Origin of the sequence: Mesorhizobium sp. NPDC059025, assembly GCF_042739655.1 — a bacterium.
In the GTDB taxonomy this organism is placed as follows: Bacteria; Pseudomonadota; Alphaproteobacteria; order Rhizobiales; family Rhizobiaceae; genus Mesorhizobium.
This window is the reverse complement of sequence record NZ_JBHYIM010000003.1, coordinates 265,051-280,458: the sequence shown is the minus strand read 5'-3', so window position 1 is coordinate 280,458 and position 15,408 is coordinate 265,051. Positions and strand designations below refer to the sequence as shown.

At 63.1% G+C, this 15,408-nt stretch carries 13 protein-coding genes; 4 read left to right on the top strand and 9 right to left on the bottom strand.

Going from position 1 to position 15,408, the window contains the following annotated elements:
- Positions 1–35: 35 nt before the first annotated feature.
- On the top strand, positions 36–1,601 hold the full coding sequence (locus ACFWYE_RS09320) for an ABC transporter substrate-binding protein (RefSeq protein ID WP_379110937.1): 1,566 nt from the start codon (positions 36–38) through the stop codon (positions 1,599–1,601).
- 155 nt (positions 1,602–1,756) lie between these two features.
- Here the strand turns inward: ACFWYE_RS09320 and ACFWYE_RS09315 are convergent, their stop codons facing one another.
- The 4 genes from ACFWYE_RS09315 to ACFWYE_RS09300 all read right to left on the bottom strand — a co-directional run bounded on the left by ACFWYE_RS09315 (position 1,757) and on the right by ACFWYE_RS09300 (position 6,540).
- Positions 1,757–3,199, bottom strand: a complete 1,443-nt coding sequence (locus ACFWYE_RS09315) for an amidohydrolase family protein (RefSeq protein ID WP_379110935.1) — start codon at positions 3,197–3,199, stop codon at positions 1,757–1,759.
- Positions 3,192–4,274 carry an amino acid ABC transporter permease gene (locus ACFWYE_RS09310; protein WP_379110934.1) on the bottom strand — a complete coding sequence of 361 codons (1,083 nt, stop codon included), beginning with the start codon at positions 4,272–4,274 and terminating at the stop codon, positions 3,192–3,194. The genes ACFWYE_RS09315 and ACFWYE_RS09310 overlap by 8 nt, the downstream gene beginning before the upstream one ends.
- Positions 4,271–5,434, bottom strand: a complete 1,164-nt coding sequence (locus ACFWYE_RS09305) for an amino acid ABC transporter permease (RefSeq protein ID WP_379068153.1) — start codon at positions 5,432–5,434, stop codon at positions 4,271–4,273. The genes ACFWYE_RS09310 and ACFWYE_RS09305 overlap by 4 nt, the downstream gene beginning before the upstream one ends.
- A gap of 77 nt (positions 5,435–5,511) precedes the next feature.
- Positions 5,512–6,540 carry an amino acid ABC transporter substrate-binding protein gene (locus tag ACFWYE_RS09300; RefSeq protein ID WP_379068150.1) on the bottom strand — a complete coding sequence of 343 codons (1,029 nt, stop codon included), beginning with the start codon at positions 6,538–6,540 and terminating at the stop codon, positions 5,512–5,514.
- A 203-nt stretch (positions 6,541–6,743) separates the two neighbouring features.
- On the opposite strand from ACFWYE_RS09300, the gene ACFWYE_RS09295 reads away from it, so the two are divergent.
- The 3 genes from ACFWYE_RS09295 to ACFWYE_RS09285 all read left to right on the top strand — a co-directional run bounded on the left by ACFWYE_RS09295 (position 6,744) and on the right by ACFWYE_RS09285 (position 9,463).
- Positions 6,744–8,285 (top strand): sensor histidine kinase, encoded by a 1,542-nt coding sequence (locus ACFWYE_RS09295; RefSeq protein ID WP_379110932.1) that lies wholly within the window; start codon positions 6,744–6,746, stop codon positions 8,283–8,285.
- Positions 8,282–8,890 carry a response regulator transcription factor gene (locus ACFWYE_RS09290; RefSeq protein WP_379068144.1) on the top strand — a complete coding sequence of 203 codons (609 nt, stop codon included), beginning with the start codon at positions 8,282–8,284 and terminating at the stop codon, positions 8,888–8,890. Before ACFWYE_RS09295 ends, ACFWYE_RS09290 begins: the two co-directional genes overlap by 4 nt.
- Before the next feature lie 87 nt (positions 8,891–8,977).
- Positions 8,978–9,463 carry a heme-binding protein gene (locus tag ACFWYE_RS09285; protein ID WP_379110930.1) on the top strand — a complete coding sequence of 162 codons (486 nt, stop codon included), beginning with the start codon at positions 8,978–8,980 and terminating at the stop codon, positions 9,461–9,463.
- Between the two features lie 56 nt (positions 9,464–9,519).
- On the opposite strand, the gene ACFWYE_RS09280 is transcribed toward ACFWYE_RS09285, so the two are convergent.
- Genes ACFWYE_RS09280 through ACFWYE_RS09260 form a run of 5 tightly spaced genes read right to left on the bottom strand, consistent with a single transcriptional unit; the run spans position 9,520 to position 15,238 of the window.
- The gene (locus ACFWYE_RS09280) at positions 9,520–9,972 is read right to left on the bottom strand and encodes a hypothetical protein (RefSeq protein WP_379110928.1); all 453 of its coding nucleotides are present in this window, start codon (positions 9,970–9,972) and stop codon (positions 9,520–9,522) included.
- Positions 9,973–10,001: 29 nt separating this feature from the next.
- The gene (locus ACFWYE_RS09275) at positions 10,002–11,810 is read right to left on the bottom strand and encodes an ABC transporter ATP-binding protein (RefSeq protein ID WP_379110926.1); all 1,809 of its coding nucleotides are present in this window, start codon (positions 11,808–11,810) and stop codon (positions 10,002–10,004) included.
- A complete protein-coding gene (locus ACFWYE_RS09270; RefSeq protein WP_379110925.1) occupies positions 11,807–12,691 on the bottom strand; it encodes an ABC transporter permease in 885 nt (294 codons plus the stop codon). The genes ACFWYE_RS09275 and ACFWYE_RS09270 overlap by 4 nt, the downstream gene beginning before the upstream one ends.
- Positions 12,688–13,692, bottom strand: coding sequence for an ABC transporter permease (locus ACFWYE_RS09265; protein WP_379068130.1), 1,005 nt, complete (start codon positions 13,690–13,692; stop codon positions 12,688–12,690). The genes ACFWYE_RS09270 and ACFWYE_RS09265 overlap by 4 nt, the downstream gene beginning before the upstream one ends.
- Before the next feature lie 49 nt (positions 13,693–13,741).
- Positions 13,742–15,238: an ABC transporter substrate-binding protein gene (locus tag ACFWYE_RS09260; protein ID WP_379110923.1), complete on the bottom strand. Its 1,497-nt coding sequence runs from the start codon at positions 15,236–15,238 to the stop codon at positions 13,742–13,744.
- Positions 15,239–15,408 lie beyond the last annotated feature (170 nt).

Sequence of the window (15,408 nt, the reverse complement as noted above, 5' to 3'; positions counted from 1 at the left end):
TTGTGAAAACCGAGTGAGGAACCTGGGAGGTGAACATGTCCTGCTTGAAAAGCTTGTTGGCCGGCGCAGTGGCCGTGGTGGCCCTGACGGCATCGGCCAATGCGGAAACGCTGCGCTGGGGCAGCCGCGCCGACATCTATTCGCTGGATCCGGACTCGGTGCCCTCGACCGCCAATCTGGCCTTCCTCAACCACATCTACGAAGGCCTGGTCCGCTACGACACCAACTTCAAGATCGAGCCGGCGCTCGCTACGGAATGGAAGCTGATCGACAACAAGACGTGGCGCTTCACCCTGCGCAAGGGCGTGAAGTTCCACGACGGCACCGACTTCACTGCCGACGATGTCATCGCTTCGCTCAAGCGCGTCAGCGACCCGACATCTCCCCTGCGCGGCAACATCCCGCTCTATGTGAACAGCACCAAGGTTGACGACTACACCGTCGATGTCGAGGTTTCGGCGCCGACATCGCTGTTCCTCAACGACATGACCAACATCTTCATGTTCAGCGCGAAATGGCTGAAGGACAACAACACCGAAAAGCCGACCGACGTCGCGACCAAGAGCGAGGGTTATGCCACCCACAACACCAACGGCACCGGCCCGTTCAAGCTGGAGAGCCGCACGCCGGACAGCAAGACCATCCTCGTGGTCAACGACAAGTGGTGGGATCAGAAGAAGCACAACATCGACCGCATCGAGTTCCTGCCGATCGCTTCGCCGGCCACGCGCGTAGCCGCCCTGCTCTCCGGCGAGGTCGATCTGGTCGACTCCGCGCCGATCCAGGATCTGCCTCGCCTCGAATCCTCGCCCGGCATCACCGTGAACAAACGCACCGAACTGCGCACCGTCTTCATCGGCTTCAACCGCAAGGAAAAGCTGGAAGACGGCCGCGAGAACCCCTTCAACGATCTGCGCGTGCGACAGGCTTTTGAAGCAGCCATCGACCGCGACCTGATCAACAAGAAGGTGATGCGAGGGCTGGCGCGCCCTTCGGGCTCTTTGATCGCTCCCGAAATCGCCGGCTACGCCAAGTCGCTCGACACGTACAGCCCAGCCGATCCGGCGCTTGCCAAGAAGCTTCTCGCGGAAGCCGGCAAGGAAGGCCTGAAATTCACCTACATGTGCACGAACGACGAGAGCATCAACGAAGAGGATTTCTGCGCCGGCATCACCAACATGCTGAAGCGCGCCGGCTTTGATCCGACAATCGACATCGCGCCGCGCGCCGTGCAGTCGCCGAAGCGTTCGAACGGCAAGGCCGACGTATTCAACCTGAGTTGGGCAAACGAGCCAACCCTCGATGCCTATTCCCTGCTCGCCCAGGTTCTCGAGACCAAGACCGGCAAGGTCGGCGTCTCCAACTATGGCGGCTGGTCTTATCCCGAACTCGACAAGCTGGTCGAGCAGGCGGTCCAGGAACCGGACAATGCCAAGCGGCTGCAACTCGAGGAGGCCGCGCTCAAGATAGCCAAGGACGACACGATCCTGATCCCCCTTCACCAGCAGCCCATCGCCTGGGCCATGCAGGCCAAGGTCAAGAGTGTCGACTTCCGGGCCGACAACAAACCTCGCCACTGGCTGACGCAGATGGGCAAGTGATCCGGTCCATCAAGAGACCGTAGCTTCAAACTCCTGGCGCTTCCCCTTGGTGAAGCGCCATTTTCTTTGGAGCAGCAAGGCATGCCTGCTGCCGGACAACGGCAGATCACGCCGCGTCTGGAAACTGCGGCGCAATCCGACCGAAAAACGTCAGGTCAGCCCTGGATCACCGGCAAGGATTTGGGCGCCAGTTCGCTGATGCTGCGGCCGCGCGGATCGAAAAGGCCTGCCCGCGAACAAGCCCAATCCTGCAGCGCCTGCATTTCGCGCAATGCACCCTCATAGTCGATCCCGATCAACCGGCCCTCATCGACTGTCAACTGCCCGTCGACATAGACACGCCGCACGGCGCGTTCGGCTGCACAGTGGAGCAGGCTGCGCAGCGGGTCGTAGACCGGACGCATAGTCGGCGCATCGAGATCGATCACGACCAGGTCCGCCTTGGCACCGACGCTCAACCTGCCAATGTCAGTGCGGCCCAGCGCGCGAGCACCGGCCAGCGTCGCGGCCTCGAAAACATCGCCAGTCGAGAGATCGAAGACGGTCCCGCCGCCGAGCCGCGAACAGATCAGCGCCTGCCGCATCTCCTCCAGCATGTTGAATGGATAGCTGTCGGTGCCGATGGCGACGTTGACGCCGGCGCGGCGGTAGGAGCCCAGCGTCTCCAGCGCCATGCCGCTGCGCGCGAAGGTGACCGGGCAATGCGCCACGCTGGTGCTGCGCTCCGCCAAGGTCATCAGATCGGCACGCGTGCGCTGCCGCGTCCAGGAATGATGGTCGGTGAAGATGCAGTGTCCGATGATGACGTCCGGCCCAAGCACACCGAACTGGTCGAGATATTGCACGGCGGTCAGGCCGGTGCGGCGCAGCAGTTCCTCGTGCTCGGCCATGGTCTGCGCGGCATGGACAGTGAGCCGCACGCCGCGCTTGCGCGCCTCATCGGCGGCATCGACCAGCAGATCCGGCCGGCAGGTCTCGACCTGCGACGGCGAGACGACGCCATCCAGCCGGCCGCTGGGATGGGCTCTGGCCTGGTCGACGAAGTCCAGCGCCCGCGCAAATGCATCACGGCCAGCCTGGTCATCCCATTCGAAGTCAAGGCGATGGCTGTCGTGGACCACCCAGTCGGCCTGGCGAAAGCCGGGCGCAAGATAGCCACGCACGCCGCTTTGCGCCGCGATATCGAGCCAGGCATCATGGATGCCGGCAATATCGAGCACCGTGGTCGCGCCGGAACGCATCAGATCGCCGAGCATGATGGTCAGGCAGGCCGCACGGGCATCCGCCCCGCCGTCGATCACCGAGGAATATTCGTACATGGCCTGCCCCCACAGGGCAGCGGTGCCGACATCCTCGAAGATGCTCTTGACCATGGGTTCGTCATGCGAATGACAATGGATATCGATCAGTCCCGGCATGACCATGCGTGCCTTGCCGGATAATTCGGTGGTCGCCGGCCCCTCGAACCGCTCGCCGACGCAGAGCAGACCGGTTTTATCGAATGCGACGTCGCCACCGTGACGATAGACCTGCCGATCATTGGCCGGGTCATAGGCAATGATGGTGTCGACGTCGCGGATGACCGTGATCTCAGTCATGACCTACCCTGAAGCGTTTTTCGAGAAAGCGGCTGTAAGCGCCCATCAGGGCACTGAAGATGAAGTAGACGACGGCCGCGAAGAGATAACCTTCCAGGACCGCAATGCCTTGCCAGTTGGGATCGCGCAGCGCGGTGCGGACAGTGTTCAGGAAATCCAGCAGGCCGACGATGGTGACAAGCGTCGTGTCCTGGAAGAAGCCGATGAACAGCGAAACCAGCGGCGGGATGACGGTCTTCAGCGCCTGGGGAATGATCACCAGGAAGGTGTATTGCCAGTAATGCAGCCCGAGCGCCTGGGCGGCTTCGGTCTGGCCACGCGGCAGCGCCTGAAGCCCGGCGCGCACGATCTCGGCGATATAGGCGGCGGCAAACAGGATGATCGCGACCTGGGCCCGCAGCAGTTTGTCGATTGTCACGCCTTCCGGCATGAACAGAGGCAACATCACCGACGCCATGAACAGGATGCTGATCAGCGGCACGCCGCGCACCAGTTCAATGAAGGTTATCGCCAGAATACGGATGGCCGGCAGATTGGACAGCCGCGCCAGCGCGAGCAGGATACCGAGCGGCAGTGCCAGCACGAGCCCGATGAATGTCAGCATGAAGGAGAGCGGCAGTCCGCCCCATTGCGACGTCGGCACGGACGTCAGCCCGAATGCGCCACCCGCCATCAGCACGAACAGCAGCGGCAAAAGCACGATCCAGCCGACGATCAAGGCGCGGCCCCACAGGCGTGGGATGCCGGAAATGGCCATGGCTGCGATGAACAGCAGCGTCGCGGCCAGCGGCCGCCACTGCTCGTCGAACGGATAGATCCCGAAAAGCATGTAGCGCAGCTTATCGGCGAGATACGGCCAGCAGGCCCCGGCGGCGACCTTGCAGTCCTCCGGCGTGCCGATGAACACCGCATTGACCAGCAGCCAGGTGATCGCAGCCTTGGCGGCCAAGGCGAAGACGGCCAGACAGATCAGTGTCACCGCCGAATTGCCGGGCGTGCCGAAATAGGGCTGCAGCCTGCCGCTTCGGCGGTGCGGAGCGGGCAGATCGCTTGCGGTCATGGATTGCTCGCTCATGACTGACGCTCCTTGAGCGCGACATGTCCGTTGTACCAGTTCATGACGACCGAGGTGATGAGCGAGAGGATCAGATAAGTCAGCATGAACAGGGCAATCGGCTCGATCGCCTGCCCGGTCTGGTTCATGATGGTGTTGGAGACCATCACAAGGTCGGGATAGCCGATCGCGATCGCCAGCGAACTGTTCTTGAAGGTCGTCACGTAGATGTTGGTCAGCGGCGGCACGATGACCCTGAGTGCTTGCGGCAGGATAACGAGCCGCATCGCCTGGCCGTCCGAGAGACCGAGCGACTTGGCCGCCTCGCGCTGCCCCTTGCGGATCGCCAGGATGCCGCTGCGCACGATCTCGGCGACGCTGGCGGAGGCACTGAGCGCGAGGCCGACAAGCAACGCGACGAACTCAGGCTTCAGATGTGCTCCGCCGGTCAGGCGAAATTTGCCCAGCACTGGCCAGTCGACCTCGCCGCTGATGTCGAAAAGCAGTGCGGCAGCAACAACCGGCAGCACCAGCAGCGCGACGGCCACCGGCCAGCCGGGAAGCGCCCTGCCCGTCGTGATGCGCCTGTGGCGCACGACCTTGAACCAGACGATGGCAGCGGCAATGCCGATGGCGAACGCGGCCGCGGCGACCCAGAAACCGGAATTCCAGATAATGGCCGGCACGACCAGGCCGCTGTTCGAGACATAGACGCCGGGCAGCAGCGTGATGGCTTGCCTGACCGGCGGCAGCGTGAAGATGATGACCGAGTACCAGAGGAAAAGATAAAGCAGCAGCGGCACGTTGCGCAGCGCTTCGACGTAAAACAGCATCAGCCGCGACAGAAGCGGGTTGCTGGACAGCCGCGCGATGCCGACCAGCGTACCGATGATGGTGCTGAAGACGATGGCGAGCAGCGCGACCTTGACTGTGTTGAGCAGACCGACGAGCAGCGCTCGCGCATAGCTGTCCGATGGTTCGTAGGTGATCGGTGTTTCGCTGATGACGAAGCCGGCCTCGCGGCTGAGATAGCCGAAACCGGTCGCTATGTCCTGCTTGGCGAGATTGGCGAGCGCATTGCTGAGCAGGTACCAGCCGACGGCAATGACCGCCGCCACGCAGATGACCTGATAAGCGAGCTCACGGACGCGCCGGTTTCGCAGCAGAACAATGGGCGACACGCCGTGTTCCCCTTCGGAAGGTCTGGTTGAGAAGTATGGCGCATGTCGATGGACATGCGCCATGTCAGGTGATCGGCTTACCGGAAGGGCGGCGGATAGAGCAGGCCGCCCTGGTTCCACAACATGTTCGGGCCGCGGCTCAGGCCGAGCGCGGTCTTCTCGCCAAGGTTGCGGTCGAAGACTTCGGCATAGTTGCCGACCTGCTTGATGACATTGTAGCCCCACTTCTTGTCGAGGCCGAGCATCGGGCCAAGGTCGTCTGTTCCGCCCAGCATGCGCTGGATTTCCGGATCCGCACTTTTTGCCTGTTCGTCGACATTGGCCTGCGTGATGCCCTTTTCCTCGGCGGCCATCATCATCCAGATCGACCAGGAGACGATGTCACGCCAGTTTGAATCATTCTGGCGCACGGCCGGTGCCAGCGGCTCCTTCGAGATCGTCTCCGGCAGGATCACGTAGTCGCCCGGGCTCTTCGAACCCGCACGGATGGAAGCGAGATCGGACCGGTCCGAAGAGACGGCATCGCAACGGCCGGAAAAGAAGGCGTTGTTGTTTTCGTCGGGGTTCTCGAACACCACCAGTTCGAACTTCTTGCCGGTCGTACGGAAGAAGTCGGCCAGGTTCTGCGCCGTTGTGGTGCCGGGCAAGGTACAGATCGCCGCGCCGTCGAGTTCCTTGGCGCTGTTGATGCCGAGGCTCTTTGCCACCATCAAGCCCTGGCCGTCATAGAACACCGTGGGGCCGAAATCGATGCCAAGCGAGGCTTCGCGTGAGTAGGTCATCGTCGTCTGGCGCGACAGAATGTCGATCTCACCCGACTGCAGCACCTGGAAACGCGTGTTGATGTTGGTCATCACGAAGTCGACCTTGTTCGGATCCCCGAACACGGCGCTCGCCACGGCGCGACACACGTCGACGTCAAAACCCGCAAACTTGCCCTGCGCATCGGCCAACGCAAAGCCGGTCGTACCCATCGAAACGCCGCAGATGAGTTTGCCGCGTGCTTTCACCGTCTCCAACGTTGACGCAGCCTGTGCTGCAACAACGGAAGTGCCCAAAAGCAGCGCGGCAGCCGCGACGCGGCGTGCCGTCCGAAATAGTGCCATTTTGTCCTCCCAAGCGGTCTGACGGAATCTCCGTCGACCGTCACCTTTTTCAACGCGACGATCCAACCAAATTGCCGACAATTCTTCAACAAAATAATCGACAATAATTGTAATCAATCGCGGAAACCCTGAAACCGGGCTCCAGCCCGGGCGACGGCCAGTTGTTCCTTTAGCTATGCCGCGCAAACTGCCACAATGGTCCGATGACACCCAGCCGACGTCCGATCCTGGAGAGGCCTGCCGCCCTGATCGCCATCTGGTGCCTGCTGCTGTTCATCACAGCCGGAGCACTGGCAGCGTGGCAATATCGGACGCTTGTCGCAGAACTCGAGCAGGAGAGTTTCGCGCTGCACAGGCTAGCATCGCAGCGAGCCGACCAGCACGATGCCCATATGACGGCACTTTCCGCCATCGCGGTCGCATCCGACGGGCGCAGCTTCGACCTGTTCCTCGACGTGGCATCGACCATCGCGCGCTTTTACCCGCGCATCGACGAGATCCAGCTCGTTCCGCTGGACCCACGGGCCGCGATCGTTGGCACGGCACCGCTCGATCCAGTCACGGCGGAACGCATCCGCGCCGCAGCCAGGACCTCAACCGGCCAGATAATGCTGCTGCCGCACCCTGGTCAGCCCGATCACTACATCATGGTGAAGCGCAGCCCCAACAGTGACGCCGCGCGCTACGGACTGATGCTGGGCATCGACGCCGGCAAGCTGATCGGCGACGAGGCGCCCTTCTGGTCACGGCCCGGCGTGACCATTCAGCTATCCCTGCCCGGTGGTCATGCTCTGGTCGGCCCATCGGCTCAGCCAACCGCCGTCCGTTTCTCCAGGCCACTCGGCAGCGCCTCGCAGCCTCTGACCCTGGAGACGGGCATGGAGATCGGCATCGGCGATCTGCTCCCTCCTCTGCGCACGGGCCTGGTGCTGCTTGTCGTAAGCCTCGCCTGCCTTGCAGCGCTGGCCGGCTTGCGTCAGCGCGCACGCACGCGCGCCGCAGTTGAACAGGCGCGTCTTGCCGCCCTGGAATCGCGCCTTTCCCATGCCTCCCGCGTCAATGCGCTCGGCGAAATGGCCAGCGGCATGGCGCATGAGCTGACGCAACCGCTTACCGCGATCCTGGCGCAGGCGCAGGCCGGGCGTCGGCTGGCCGGGCGAGGCGACGCTGCCGCACTTGAGCCGGTTCTGGAGGATACCATCACCCAGGCGAAGCGCGCTTCCGCCATCCTGGAGCGCTTTCGCAACTGGTCACGGCCTCAGAAGACCTTGGCGGAAACATTCGATCTGCGCCAGGCCCTGACCAACGTGCAGACATTGTTGGAGCCGGACGCCGCATCGCGCGGTATCCAGCTCGATGTCGATGTCCCCGACAGGCCGGTGGTGGTGCTTGCGGACCCCGTCGAAATGGAACAGGTCGCATTCAATCTCGTACGCAACGCGATGGAAGCTCTGGATCAGGAGCGAAGAGATGCGGGACGCGTGACGATGCGCTTGAAGGACGACGGTTCCCGAGCCGTCTTTGAAGTCAGCGACAACGGTCCTGGCGTGCCGGAAACAATGCAGTCGAGGTTGTTCACCCCCTTCGCCACGACCCGGGCCGATGGCACCGGCCTGGGCCTGGCGCTCAGCCAACGCCTGGTCGAGCGCGCCAATGGCGAAATTGCGTTGGTCGACAACGGTCCAGGTGCGACTTTCAGGGTCGTGCTGCCGCGCAAAAAGGAAAACGCGGAGGCAGCCCAATGAGCAGTCCCGTCTATCTGGTCGACGACGACGAAGCCGTTCGCAGGGCCCTTGGCCTGCTGCTTTCCACGGTGGGGGTGACCGTTACCGGCTTCGCCGATCCACAGGCATTCCTGGCACAGGTCGCCCGGCTTGAGCCTGGCTGCCTCATCCTGGATATCCGCATGCCGGTCATCTCTGGGTTGAAGCTGCAGGAAAAACTGACGGAACAGGGTGTGGACTGGCCCACCATCGTCATTTCCGGCCATGGCGACATCGAGGCCTGCCGGCGCGCCTTCCGCAACGGCGCCGTCGATTTCCTGTCGAAACCCATCGACGAGCAGGATCTGATCGACGCGATCCAGAAAGGCCAGCAGGTTCTGGAGCGTACCTTGCGAAGACGTGCCGAAACGGCGGAGACTATCACCTTGCTGGCCGCGCTGACGGCGCGGGAGAGCGAGGTGCTCGACCGTATCGCCTCCGGTTTCACCACCCGGCAGATCGCCGAGGGGCTTGGCCTGTCGCCGCGCACCGTGGAGAGCCATCGCGCAGCGATCGGCGCCAAGCTCGGCACGACATCGCAGGCCGAGATGACCAGGCTGTGGCTGGAAGGGCGTGAAACTCCGTAGAACTTCGGAGATCGCCGCAAGCCCTACGAATACCGGCTGCACCGATCGAACGGTATCTTTTCCACATCAACTGGACAGGAGACCAAGATGATCCGCACTCTCGTACTTGCAGCAGCCCTCGTCGCCCCGCTTGCCGCCACCGCGCAGGAACTGCCGACGACCCCTTACCTGCCGCTCGACCTGGCGACCAAGGCCGCTGACGCGGCGCTCAAGGCCTGCGTTGCCGAGGGCCATAATGTCAGCGTCGCCATCGTGGCGCGCGACGGTGCAACCAAGGTCCTGCTGAAGGGTGACAATTCCGGCCCGCACACCGGTGCAAGCGCGCAGGGCAAGGCCTTCACGTCGGCAGCACTCGGCCGCGACACGGCAGGGCTGGCGGAATTCATCGCCGGCAAGCCGGCCAATGAAGGCATGCGCGATATGGACAGTCGCATGGTGATCCAGGCTGGCGGCCTGCCGGTCAAGTTCGGCAAGGCCCTGGTCGGCGGCATCGGTGTGGGTGGCGCTCCCTCAGGCGACATCGACGCGAAGTGTGCGGCGGCCGGGCTGAAGGCAATAGGCGCAGCCGAGTAATATCCGGATACCGAAAACACTGCCGGCGGGGCGCCCCGCCGGCAGTGACCGTTCAGTTACGACTTCTGGACCTTCGCCTTGTATTCCGAATCCAGCGACAGTGCGTGGAACAGGAAGGGCCGGTTCACATAGTGGAAGCCGAGCGGACAGTGTCTGACCCCGGCCGGGATGTAGATCGAGCCCGACTTGTTGATGATGCGGCGCTCGCCTTCGATGTCGATATAGAGTTCGGCGCCGAGGTCCTGCGGATTTTCCGGGTCGTTGCCGGTCCATATCAGGACCTCGTCATAGTCATGGACATGCTCCGACACCCAATGCAGGTGGCGGTTGAACGGCGTAATCCAGATATGGGTCATGTGGATCTTCGCGTTGGGCTGCACCAGTGTGCCGACCAGCTCGAAGCCACCCGTATTTGGTGGATTCTCGAGATCGGCCAGTGCTCCCTCGGCGGTAAAGTCTACCTGCAGCAACGGCAGCGTGTCGTTGAGCAGACCGTCAAAATGGCTCATCATCTTCTCCTCTTGATGAACGGAAATCCTCACATTCGCCGCGAGCCGGCTGCGGATTGCTTCGGCGCGATGACGTCGGGATCGGCAGCTTCGGTCGGCAATTGCAGTGTGTTGGCAAGCAGCGATTGAGTGTAGGGATGGCTGGGCGCACTCAGGACCCTGCCAGCCTCACCCTGTTCGACGACGCGACCGGCGCTGAGCACGGCGACGGTGTCGGCGATGTTGCGCACCACCGCCAGGTCATGCGTGACAAAGAGCATGCCGAGACCGTCGGCGAGCAGACTACGCAACAACTCGATCACCGAGGCCTGCACCGATACGTCGAGTGACGACGTCACCTCGTCGCACAGCAGCACGCCGGGATTGGCGACCAGCGCACGGGCAATGGCCACGCGCTGGCGCTGACCGCCCGAAAGCTCGGCCGGATAGCGCATGGCAAGATCGGGCGAGATGCCGACCCGTTCAAGCGCCTCTGCGATTGTAGCGCCAGACCGGTCGCCACCTGCCTCCGGCCTGTTGGCCAACGCGGCCATCAGGCTCTGGCCGATCGTGCGGCGCGGATTGAGCGAAGCGTTCGGGTTCTGGAAAATGTATTGCAGCCGCTGGCGGGCATGCCGGTCGCGCTCGCCGACAGTGAGCGGCAACGGCTTGCCGTCTAGGCGGAATTCACCTCGGACGTTGCCGTGCAGCCCGATCAGGCAGCGCGACAGGGTCGACTTGCCGCTGCCGGACTCGCCAACCACTGCCAGGCACCGGCCCGGTTCCACCTTGAGGCCGACGTCGAACAGGATCTGGCGATGGCCGTAGAAGGCGTTGACGCCGTCCGCCTGCAGCACCGCCGAGTTGTTCGCAACCTGCCTGTCGGAATGACCAATGCTTGGCGGGCGTATCTCGAATGTCCCAGCCAGGTCGGAGCGAACGCATCGCACCTGAGTGCCGCCAACCAGCCGCAGCGCTGGCCGGATATTGCAGGCCTCGACAACGTGGTCGCAACGGTCCGAAAAGATGCAGCCATCGGGTGCCTCGCCGACCGCCGGCACGCGTCCGCGGATCGGCCGCAACGCCTGGCGCACCTGTAGCGAAGGAACGGCGTCCAGCAAGGCACGCGTGTAAGGATGGCGTGGCGTCGCCAGAACCTCCGTCATCCTGCCCTGTTCGACCACCTGGCCGCCATACATCACCGTGACGTGGTCGGCGACGTTGGCGATCACCGCGAGATCGTGGCTGACATAGATCGCGGTCAGGTCATCCGAAATGCAAAGCTGACGGATCAGGTCCAGCACCTTGGCGCGAGTCGAGACGTCGAGCCCGGTTGTCGGCTCGTCGAGGATGATCAGCCTGGGCTTGGCGATCACCGCCATGGCGATCGCGATGCGCTGCTGCTGCCCACCGGAGAGCTGGCGCGGACGGCGCTGCAGGAAAGCCGCGTCATCGGGCAGGCCGACCTTGCGCAATATCTCCCGCGCACGGATTGTCTTTTCGGCCTTGCTGCCGGCCAACCCCTCGGTCAGCAGCCTGCCGAGCGAAAGCATCGGGTTCAGCGCCGCGCCGGGATCCTGCGCGACATAGGCGACGACCTCGCGCCGCGCCTTGCGCAGGCTTGCTGTGTCGAGTTCCAGCATGTCGGTGTCGGCCACGCGCACCGAACCACCCGAGATGCGCACGCCACGCCGCGTATAGGCAAGCAGCGCCAACGCCAGCGTCGATTTTCCGGAACCGGATTCGCCAACGATGCCCATCACTTCGCCCTGCTCGAGGCTCAGGGAAACGTCCTCGATGATCGGCGCGCTGTCGGTGCGCTCGACGGTCAGCCCCGCGGCTTTCAATACCGTCGTCATGCCTTGCCTTCCGTCCGGGCCATCACCCGCGCAGCACCTTCGGCGATCAGCCCACCGCCGATCGTGTAGAGGATGATCATCAGGATCGGCGCGAGCACGGCAAAGGGCTGGGTGCCGAGGCCGGTGCCGTTTTCACTGACCATCAGCCCCCAGTCGGCCGCCGGCGGCTGGATGCCGTAGCCTATGAAACTCATCGAAGAGAGGATGCCAACCGACCAGCTCAGCCTGAGACCCAGTTCGACCAGCAGCGGCGAAGAAACGTTGGGCAGCAATTCGCGCAGGATGATCACGGAACCCGGCGTGCCAACGGCCTTGGCCCACAGCACATACTCCCGGTCGAGAAGCGGAATGGCAGCACCTCGGATGACGCGGGCAACGCCCGGCATCAGGGTCAGAACCACCAGCCCCACCAGCAGGATAGGCTGCGGCCCGAACACCGAGACGCACAGAAGGGTCAGGAGAATGCCCGGGAAGGCCAGCAGCACATCCAGCGACCGCATCAGCACCAGATCGGTCCAGCCGCGATAATAGGCCGTCACCAGGGCAACGGCAGTGCCGATCACGACACTGAGCAGGGCTGAGACCGGAGCCATCCAGGCTAGGTACACGCCACCCGAAAGCACACGCGACAGCACATCGCGTCCAAGGTTGTCGGTGCCGAGCCAGGCCGCCGCCGAAGGCGCATCATAGGGTTTGCCCACCGGCGCGGCCGGATCGTATGGCGCGACAATGGGGCCGATGACGACCAGCGCGGTCATCGCTGCCAGCAGGATCACACCCCAGCGTACCTGGGCGGATGCCCAAAGCCGCCACCAGCCGCTGGCTGGACGCCGGCGAGTCGGTTGATGTGTCGTCAGTGTCATTTCCACGTCGGTACTCACGCCTTGGACTGCCTCTGGCCGGCCGCCTCGTCCCGCTGGGCAAGCGAGTCGGCAATCAGATTGAAGATGAAATAGGCCGAGGCGATCACCAGGACATTGGCCTGGATGACCGGCAGGTCGCGGTTGGTGACGGCGTCGACCAGAGCGCTGCCGACGCCGGGATACGCGAACAGGTATTCCACCACGACAACCCCGCCGACCGTGAAGGCCGCGACAAGACTGGCCGCCGGGATGATCGGCGCCACCGCGTTGGGCAGGGCATGCCGAAACAGGATTCGGCCCGGTGACAGACCTTTCAGCTCGGCAGTCTGGATGTACTCGGTCGCCATCACGTCGATGACCGCAACGCGCACCAGCCTGGCGAGGTACATCACACCCGGAATGATCACCGTCGTCGCCGGCAGCACCAGCGCATCAGGGTAGGAAAACGGCGAATCTCCCGGCGGGATGAACGAAACCGCCGGCAGAACATGCAGTATTGTTGTCGCGAAAAGCGCGACCAGCACCGTGCCGGTGACGAAGTCGGGAACGGCATTGGCAACCATCGACATGCCGAGGAAGAGCTTGTCGACAAAGCCGTCGCGAAACTGAGCGGCTATCACCCCGACCAGCAGCGACAACGGCAGCATGACGGCGAGAGCCACCCCACTCAGGGTCGCGGAATTGCGAACCCCGAGCGCGAGCAGGTCCGCCACCGGCTGTCCGTTTGAGAGGGACGTTCCCCAGTCGCCGCGCAGAATGCCGCCCAACCAGATCAGGTATTGCCACCACAGCGGCTGGTCGAGCCCAAGCTGGACACGAAGCGAATCCAGCTGCTCCTGCGTTGCGCTCTGGCCGAGGATCATGTTGGCGACGTCACCCGGCAAGGCGCGAGCCGCGAGGAAGATCAGCAATGACACCGCAAGCAACGTCAGCACCCCTTGCAGCAATCGTGCAAGCAATGGCTGCAGCCGGGCAAAAACCCCGATTGTTGCGTTGTCGCTCTGGCTATCGACTGTCATCGAACGCTCTTCCCCGCGCCTTGGACTGATCATGAGTGGCGGAGAACCGTCACTTCTTGACGGTGACCCCGCCGAACAGGATCGCTGTGCGGCCGTAGAGGTCAGGCTTCAGCCCGCTGACCGTATCCCGATAGACGGTGATGTTCTCGGGATAGGCAGCAACGATGTCACCGCTGCGCTTGTATTCGATCGCCTGCAGCTGGGTGACCAGCTTGCATTGCTCGGCCAAATCGCCGGTGCTCTGCAGCTTCTTGGCAAGATCATTGTATTCAGCGTCGTCGAAATGCGTGGCATTCTCGCCCTGCCCCGGCAGAAGCGCTGCAAGGGCAGCGGTTTCATAAGGCCCGCTGGTCAGGCTGATCAGGAACGGCCATTCGCGCCACCGGTTCAGGAAGGTGGCCGGATCGAGCCGGCGCACCTTGATGGATATGCCTGCCTGGGCTGCCTGCTGCGCGTAGAGCTGCGCCATTTCCATCATGCCCGCGAAGGCGCCGTCGGTCACCAGTTCAAGCTTGAGGTTGCTTTTGCCGGCTTCAGCGAGAAGCTGCTTTGCCTTGGCGATATCCTGCACGCGCTGCGGCTCGGATGGTGCCGGGCAGGCCGTGTTGTTGCCGAGATAGTCGTTGGCGATCGCGCCAAAACCGCCGAAAGCGTTGTCGACGATCTGCTGGCGGTCGACCACCAGCTTGAGCGCTTCCAGGACCTTCTGATCATTGAAAGGCGGCGTGTCGACGCGCACGGAGATGATCGGATAGGTCGTCGTGCCGCTGACCACGGTCTTCAGTTTCGGATCCTTGGTCAGTGCCGGCACGTCGGTGTAGGGCACCGAATAAGCAACGTCGATCTGGCCACCGCGCAATGCGTTGGTCACCGCCTGCTGATCACGGAAGCCAATGATGCGTAGCTTGTCGAAGCCGGGCTTCTCACCCCAGTAGTCGTCGAAGCGGGTCAACCGGGCTTCCTGGCCTGGCGTGAAGGAATCGAGCTTGAAAGGGCCAGTGCCGGTCACCGAGCCATCGTCGGCGATGGCACGCATCCTGAAATCCTCGTCGGCGAAGGCGTTGGCAAACAGGCCGAATGGACGCTTGAGAGTGAACTCCATCGTCAGGTCATCGATCTTGCGGATTTTGGCCGGGTCGACGAAGTCGATCTGGCTGGAGACGACGAAGTTGTTCGCCGGGTCAATCATGTGTTTGATGCTGGCTATGACATCGTCGACCGTGAACGGCTTGCCGTCATGACGCTTGACGTTCGGGCGCAGCTTGACGGTCCAGACGTCCAGCGTAGCGTTCGGCGTCATGGACTCGGCGAGTTCCATCACCACCGCGCCCTTGGAATCGTAAGCCGTCAGGCCGTCATAAAGCTGGTTGTACAAGGAGCCAGCGGACGCCGAGCTTGTCGGCGTATAAGGCTGCACCTGATCCTTGCTGTTGCCGATGACGCCGAGTACGAGCTCCTGCGCCTGCGCAAACGTGTGTGTCGCCAGAGCTGTCGTGGCGGTCAGCACCGCGACCGCGATAGCGCAACTGAATTTCACCGGAATCATAGCCGTCGTTTCTCCTCCAGATGTGCCGGCTCGCGCCCCTGCCCCAACCTTCGTGCGGGTTCTTCTTTGGCGACCGTACCGTCACAACCAACACCTGCGGGGTGGCTGTGTCTTGGAGTGAAACGAAATCCGAAACGGACTTGAGCGTAAAATCGATGTCAGGGTTTTGG

What these genes read in the sequence shown, in the direction of transcription:
- ACFWYE_RS09320 (WP_379110937.1), top strand. Translation starts at nt 36, where the DNA reads ATGTCCTGCTTGAAAAGCTTGTTGGCCGGCGCAGTGGCCGTGGTGGCC.
- ACFWYE_RS09315 (WP_379110935.1), bottom strand. Translation starts at nt 3,199, where the DNA reads ATGACTGAGATCACGGTCATCCGCGACGTCGACACCATCATTGCCTAT.
- ACFWYE_RS09310 (WP_379110934.1), bottom strand. Translation starts at nt 4,274, where the DNA reads ATGAGCGAGCAATCCATGACCGCAAGCGATCTGCCCGCTCCGCACCGC.
- ACFWYE_RS09300 (WP_379068150.1), bottom strand. Translation starts at nt 6,540, where the DNA reads ATGGCACTATTTCGGACGGCACGCCGCGTCGCGGCTGCCGCGCTGCTT.
- ACFWYE_RS09295 (WP_379110932.1), top strand. Translation starts at nt 6,744, where the DNA reads ATGACACCCAGCCGACGTCCGATCCTGGAGAGGCCTGCCGCCCTGATC.
- ACFWYE_RS09290 (WP_379068144.1), top strand. Translation starts at nt 8,282, where the DNA reads ATGAGCAGTCCCGTCTATCTGGTCGACGACGACGAAGCCGTTCGCAGG.
- ACFWYE_RS09285 (WP_379110930.1), top strand. Translation starts at nt 8,978, where the DNA reads ATGATCCGCACTCTCGTACTTGCAGCAGCCCTCGTCGCCCCGCTTGCC.
- ACFWYE_RS09280 (WP_379110928.1), bottom strand. Translation starts at nt 9,972, where the DNA reads ATGAGCCATTTTGACGGTCTGCTCAACGACACGCTGCCGTTGCTGCAG.
- ACFWYE_RS09275 (WP_379110926.1), bottom strand. Translation starts at nt 11,810, where the DNA reads ATGACGACGGTATTGAAAGCCGCGGGGCTGACCGTCGAGCGCACCGAC.
- ACFWYE_RS09265 (WP_379068130.1), bottom strand. Translation starts at nt 13,692, where the DNA reads ATGACAGTCGATAGCCAGAGCGACAACGCAACAATCGGGGTTTTTGCC.
- ACFWYE_RS09260 (WP_379110923.1), bottom strand. Translation starts at nt 15,238, where the DNA reads ATGATTCCGGTGAAATTCAGTTGCGCTATCGCGGTCGCGGTGCTGACC.